This window comes from Methanobrevibacter sp., from assembly GCF_045116495.1.
Classification (GTDB): Archaea; Methanobacteriota; Methanobacteria; order Methanobacteriales; family Methanobacteriaceae; genus Methanocatella.
Genome location: NZ_JBGULU010000155.1, coordinates 1 through 5,974, shown reverse-complemented (window position 1 = coordinate 5,974; position 5,974 = coordinate 1). Strand labels below are relative to the sequence as shown.

Sequence of the window (5,974 nt, the reverse complement as noted above, 5' to 3'; positions counted from 1 at the left end):
GATCCAATTATTATGGAATCAATGGTGTAGTTGATGTGTTAACGTCTGCAAAAATAAATACGATTCATGAACAGAGTACATTATACAATTATGACAATAAAATCATTAGTTTTATTAAAGAAAATCTTGAAGAAACCGACATTGAAGATTATGAAATAATTATTGATTATAAAGGAATGAAAAGACCTCCAGTTAAAGTTACAAAACCTCACAGCGAAGACAAATGGGAAAACCACAAGCAGCAAATCCTAACTTATTCATGGCTCAGATCCAAACAAGAAGATGCAAAAACCATATCTGCAGGAATAATTCTTTACTTGAATGAACTAGTCCCTTCAAAAGAGGATTTGGTCCTGATAAAAGATGAAATTGTAAATGATTTAACCGATATTCCTGACAATGGTGAATTTGGTGATGATATTCAGTTGATTTTAGACTGGCAGGAAGATGAAAAAATGCCTAATTTAAGTGAGGAATTCAAAATTGCCCGTTCCATCAGATTTATTGAAATTAATGAAGAAGAACGGGTAAAGGCATTGGACAAATTTGATAGGGTTGTCTGCGATATTGAAAACTCACTAATAAAAGAAATGAAAGGATGTAAAATACAAGATGCGTGGAAAGCAGATGCGGATGAGAGAACCTGCTTAGCATGTGACTTTAAAACATTCTGTAAAAATAACACTGACATAACAAAAGACTTTAAAGTCCCATAATACATAATAATTAATTAGGTGATTGTATGGCTAATTCTACTTTAGAAAAAAATCAAAAATATTGTGAAGCGATTGAAAGTAAAATTAAACTTGATGCCAAACCTGTTGCAATGAAACTAATAAAAACCGAAGAAGACCTTCCTGAAGGCTATGATTTAATTGATGAAAAAATCAGACATTGCGAAATGGTTAGAAAAGCATCTTTAGGCGATAAATTTTACTCAACCATAGAACAGCAAATGTGTCTTGGCGGAGCAGGAGCTATCGGACTAAGAGACATGCCTGAAAAATTAGCAAACGGTGAAAAATATTTCTCACTCGGAAGATTTAAAGATTTGGAAACCGCTAAAAAACTTACAAGCAAACTTTCAATTATTAAAGATATTCACTGGGGAATTATCTATGCTCCTTTAGATGAAGCAGATTTTGAAGCTGACGTTATTGAAGTCATTACAGAACCTGTTGGAGGAATGAAACTTGCACAAAGTATCGTTTACAAAACAGGTGCAAAAATCGAACCTTCATTTGCAGGCATTCAATCATTATGTGGAGATGCGTTTGCAAACCCATACCTTTCAAAAGGAGTTAATTTCACATTAGGTTGTGACGGTTCAAGAAAAGCAGCAGACATTAAAGATAACGAAATGACTGTTGGTATCAGTTCTGAAATGATTGATGAAGTAATTTCCGGACTTGAATCAATCTAGAAGATTCAAATAGTCTTCATAGTGATTGATATTTAATAATTCTTTTTTATTTTTTTCTTTTATTCCATAAAATGTATAACCATCAGCAAAGATTTTCCTCAAAATAGGATTTAAATTGTCATCCTCATTTTCAAGATATTTCATTAAATTTTGCCTTGGTGCTACAAAAGGCATTCCTAATCCTTCAGCAGTGTCAAGCAATCCTGTTTTTCTTCTCCTTAAAATTGAAATTGTATGGAAAGGATCTTCACTGTTCTGACTTACCTCAATCATTTTATCAAATGTTTCGGGCAAAACTGTTGGCTGGTCAGCAGTTATGCATAATGCAAAATCAGAATCTATATTTGACAAACCATTGAAAAGAGATGTTGATAAACCTACATCAACAGGATTGTTTTCAACAAATTTCACCTTATCATGATAATTATCATAGATAGCTTCTTTTATTTCACTAGCATAATGACCTAGTACAACAATACATTCACCTGCATTTGAGGATAATGCATTATCAATTGTTGTCTCTATGACTGTCTTATCGCCAAATGGTAAAATAAGTTTATTTGTTAAATCAATGTTTCTGGCCAGCTGATCTTTTCGCATTCTTGAATTTTTTCCGGCAGCAGTAATAACAGTTGAAATAGACATAAAAAGAAAAAAAAGAGAGATATACTCACTTATTAGGAATATATCTTGTAATTTGACAATAGATACCCATTCCGGTACCTTCACCTTCAGTCCACATGTTGATTTTTACTGGATAATCGTGATTATTTGTAACAGTAATGTCACTAGCAGGGTTGTAACCGAACAATACTGCATTTTCACTTCCATCCATACCTACAGGTAAACCGAATCCTTCCGCAAGTACTGCACCTCTCAATGCTCTAGCTGAAGGACATACACCGTGTGCTGCACTTCCACCAGGAGCTGATGCATCATTTGCAGATTCGAAGTACACATAATCTTTACCTGAACTGGTTGAATTAGGAGGTATGACAGTGCCATTCCAAGCTTCTACAAATTGCCTTGCATTAACTTCCCTAATTGAATCACCATATTCTGGATGTGAACCTAATGAAGTACCATAAACCTCACCATTTTGTTCAGAATAATTACCTGAATACAGCAGGATTGGTGATCCTGTCGGATATTCTGCGGCATAGTCAACAACATCCTGACCAAATATTACCGGAACCTGATCTGCCCCAATATCAGATCGGTTATCTGAAAATCCTGTCATTCCTTTCTCCAATGTGAAAGTTGAACCTTCTGAAGCATCATAATTATACCAACTTACAATTGTGTCATTATTATAATAATCACTAGAATAATTTAAATTCTTAATCTGATCTGCTGGAACGGATTTAATTACTTTTCCGTTTTCAACTACATCCACTCCAGTAGAAGTTTTACATAAAAGTTTATAAGGTTCACTGTAACCCCATACATATGTATCTGGGCCTTTAACAGCTAATTTGTCGCCCTCAAAAGTTACATACCCTGGTCCGTCAATATCTTTTGCATTTCCATATGAATCAATACCCTCTCCAGATACTGCTGTAAAATCAAATGGAACTACACCTGTCGAAAGGGACATTAAAATCCCCTGAAGATCAAAAGCTAAAAGCTGATGAGTTAAAAATCCAAAATTGTTTAATAATGGAACTTCAACAGTTTTATTTTGACCTACGATTGAGTCACCATCAAATATTGATTGTCCGACAGAAATATTGTAAGTATCTGCAACTGTTTGACCAGTAGATGGGGCACTATTTACAAATGAAAAAGCAAATAAAAGAATACAAGCAAATATTAATGCTAAAAATATTACAACTGATGTTCTTCTCCAACTTCTCATTTATTACACCTTAAATTATAACTATCTTATAAGATTTATGTCACTATAAAATTTATAACAATTAATTAGTATATTGTTAGTATTATAAAAATATTTTTATTAATATGATAATTTTTCAGATATCAATTTTATCCTTTCTTGAATTTCAATAATTGTTTCTTGACCATTTCCTCCAATCAGTATAGCCTCTTCATGAGAATATTCTGCAACCAATTCAATTATTTCATCCAAAGAATTAACTGTGATAATGTTTCCGCCATAACCCAATGAATTAAGCCTGTAAATTGCCATGTCTAGAGTATTCTCCAAACCTGGGAACAGTACAATAACTTCCGGATTATATTTAACTGCAACATCTAAAATATCCAGCCTATGCTCTTCATTATGCCTTGGAGTTCCAATAAATATTGCATAGAAATCCTTCTCAGACAATATAGATGCTAAAGCATCGGAATTATCTGTTTTTCCAACATAAATTGACGCATTATTAATTTTATAAACATCCAATCTGCCCTCGACAGCTTGAAAATCACTCAAACTAGATCTTATAACATCTTTAGGAACCTTCAATTCCCTTGCAATGGCGCTGGCAAGACCGGCATTAAGTAAATTAAACTTTCCGAACAATTGCAATTCGTCCTGGTATTCAAAATAAGGAATAGTCTTACTTGCAGATTCTTTAAAATCTGCATTAAAATCTTGATTGAAAGCGGTAAAAATCAGTTTATTTTCAAAAAACCTAACTAATGAATTTTTATAATTTGCAATTGTTTTATGAACATTCATATGGTCATTACCGATATTAGTAAGACCAATCATGTCAAAATCAAAGGTATACCTGCAAAAATCAAGGGTCATATCACATACTTCGACCAATAGAATATCATAGTCTCCTTGGTTAGCTTCAAGAATTAAATCATAATAACCTGAAAATCCTCCGCCACCGTTTCCACCAACTAAAACCTTTTTACCGGCGTCCTCCAAAATGGTTTTTAACATGTGAACAGTAGTTGTCTTGCCGTTTGTTCCGGTAATTCCAATTGTGAAAATATCTTTATGATTTGTAACTACATCACTTAAAAGTTGTCCATTTTCCAATAATCTTTCTGCAAATGGTCCACCAAACATACTGGGACTTATAGCTATTGCATCACATTGTTCAATAGCATAAGGATTAGTGAAACCCAAATCCACAGTAATGTTTTCTCCTACAATTGAAATAGTTTGTTCATCATCCAACATATCCATGGAAAGTAGTGGCAAATCCAAACCATCCAAGTCAACATTAATATTCAAATCACTAGCATAAACTTCCCAACCATGACTTAGAAGGGAATTAACTGCTTTTTTACCTTCTACACCTAAACCTATAACCGCCGCTTTCATAAAAAACTAATCCTCAAAAAAAATAATTTCTATACATTAACTTACTATTTTAGAATTAATAAATATTTTGTAAAAAGAAATAATTTTATAATATGAACATTAAATTAAAAGCAAGGTGATTTAATGTTTGAAGATGAAAAAGATGATAAGATTTACAATTTAATTATATCAAATGGTATTGATAAAAAAAATGAATATGGTCAATTTACCGAAAAATTATATTCAAAAGTAGATTTTTTATGGAAAGAATCAATTTCCGGATCTTATGAACATGCCAGTGAAGAATTCTACAGTAAAGTCGATAGAATAATATTGCTTACAGGCCTCTACAATGACAACAAGGAATTATTCGAACATCTAATGAATGCAAGTGAAAAATATGATATTCCAATAGTATTAGTAAGACCACTAGGACTTGAAGAAGTACCTGAAATATTGGAAGAAAAAGCGGCAACTATCGTCGGATGGAATGCAAACTGCATTATTGATTCTGTAAAAGATGCAGACGAGTTAATTTAAAAAAATAATAAAAAAATGATATTTAAATAATAATCTTTGAAATACCATTTTCTTTTTCAACTTTAATCAAGTTATCCGCAGCATTTTCAAGCTGGCTTTCGTGAGTTACAATAATCATTTGTGGCAATAAAGACATGTCCTTTAACAAGCCAATGAGTTCATGTTTTCTAGAACTGTCCAAATGAATTGTAGGCTCATCCAATAGAATTGTATCCAATTCTCCCTTAGACATTGCTTGAGTGATTCCTAATCTTAAAGCAAGTGCAATAGCTATTTTTTCACCACCACTGACCATGCTCATTGAAGATTCTCCTTCAGGACCATAAACAGTGACTTCATAATCCTCATCCAAAGTCAAATCAGAATAATTAAAGTTGAATTCATTGAAAAATTCTTTAGTATACTTTTGAATTAAAGGTTTTGAAATGTTTCTCAAATCCTTTTGAATGCCGTTTTTACCGTATATTTCTCTAATATGATTTAACAGATTAATATAATTATGGACATCATTGTATTCCTGCTGAAACTTATCGGCCGTACGTATCTTTTCACCCAATTCTTTTATGTGGGCAATGGATTCGCGGGCCTGACCTTTAATTTCTGAAAGACTACTGTTGAATGAATTAAGCTGTCTTTCATATCTTTCGTAACGATAAAGAATTTGTTCATACTTGTCCTTATCATAAACTGTTGCCTCAATCTTATTGGTGGTAATGTCTATCTGATTAATAGAAGTACCTATTTCTTCTTTGATTGTATTGAGCTGAGTCATTAAAGCATTTTTATTT

General features: G+C 32.6%; 5 protein-coding genes and 2 pseudogenes. 3 read left to right on the top strand and 4 right to left on the bottom strand.

Annotated elements, in window-relative coordinates; all coding sequences use genetic code 11:
* Both ACJMLH_RS08240 and ACJMLH_RS08235 read left to right on the top strand, forming a co-directional pair.
* Positions 1–716, top strand: a pseudogene (locus ACJMLH_RS08240) (hypothetical protein); the annotation flags it as partial.
* Between the two features lie 26 nt (positions 717–742).
* Positions 743–1,423, top strand: a complete 681-nt coding sequence (locus ACJMLH_RS08235; RefSeq protein WP_405276582.1) for a DUF169 domain-containing protein — start codon at positions 743–745, stop codon at positions 1,421–1,423.
* On the opposite strand, the gene ACJMLH_RS08230 is transcribed toward ACJMLH_RS08235, so the two are convergent.
* The 3 genes from ACJMLH_RS08230 to ACJMLH_RS08220 all read right to left on the bottom strand — a co-directional run bounded on the left by ACJMLH_RS08230 (position 1,415) and on the right by ACJMLH_RS08220 (position 4,667).
* Positions 1,415–2,068 (bottom strand): NTP transferase domain-containing protein, encoded by a 654-nt coding sequence (locus tag ACJMLH_RS08230; RefSeq protein ID WP_405276580.1) that lies wholly within the window; start codon positions 2,066–2,068, stop codon positions 1,415–1,417. The two genes, ACJMLH_RS08235 and ACJMLH_RS08230, sit on opposite strands and share 9 nt — an antisense overlap.
* A 25-nt stretch (positions 2,069–2,093) precedes the next feature.
* On the bottom strand, positions 2,094–3,281 hold the full coding sequence (locus ACJMLH_RS08225) for a hypothetical protein (protein ID WP_405276578.1): 1,188 nt from the start codon (positions 3,279–3,281) through the stop codon (positions 2,094–2,096).
* Positions 3,282–3,380: 99 nt separating this feature from the next.
* On the bottom strand, positions 3,381–4,667 hold the full coding sequence (locus ACJMLH_RS08220) for a Mur ligase family protein (RefSeq protein ID WP_405276576.1): 1,287 nt from the start codon (positions 4,665–4,667) through the stop codon (positions 3,381–3,383).
* A gap of 123 nt (positions 4,668–4,790) precedes the next feature.
* Between ACJMLH_RS08220 and ACJMLH_RS08215 the strand changes: the two genes are divergently transcribed.
* On the top strand, positions 4,791–5,186 hold the full coding sequence (locus ACJMLH_RS08215; protein WP_405276574.1) for a nuclease: 396 nt from the start codon (positions 4,791–4,793) through the stop codon (positions 5,184–5,186).
* A 22-nt stretch (positions 5,187–5,208) separates the two neighbouring features.
* Here the strand turns inward: ACJMLH_RS08215 and ACJMLH_RS08210 are convergent.
* A pseudogene (locus tag ACJMLH_RS08210) lies at positions 5,209–5,974 on the bottom strand (SMC family ATPase); the annotation flags it as partial.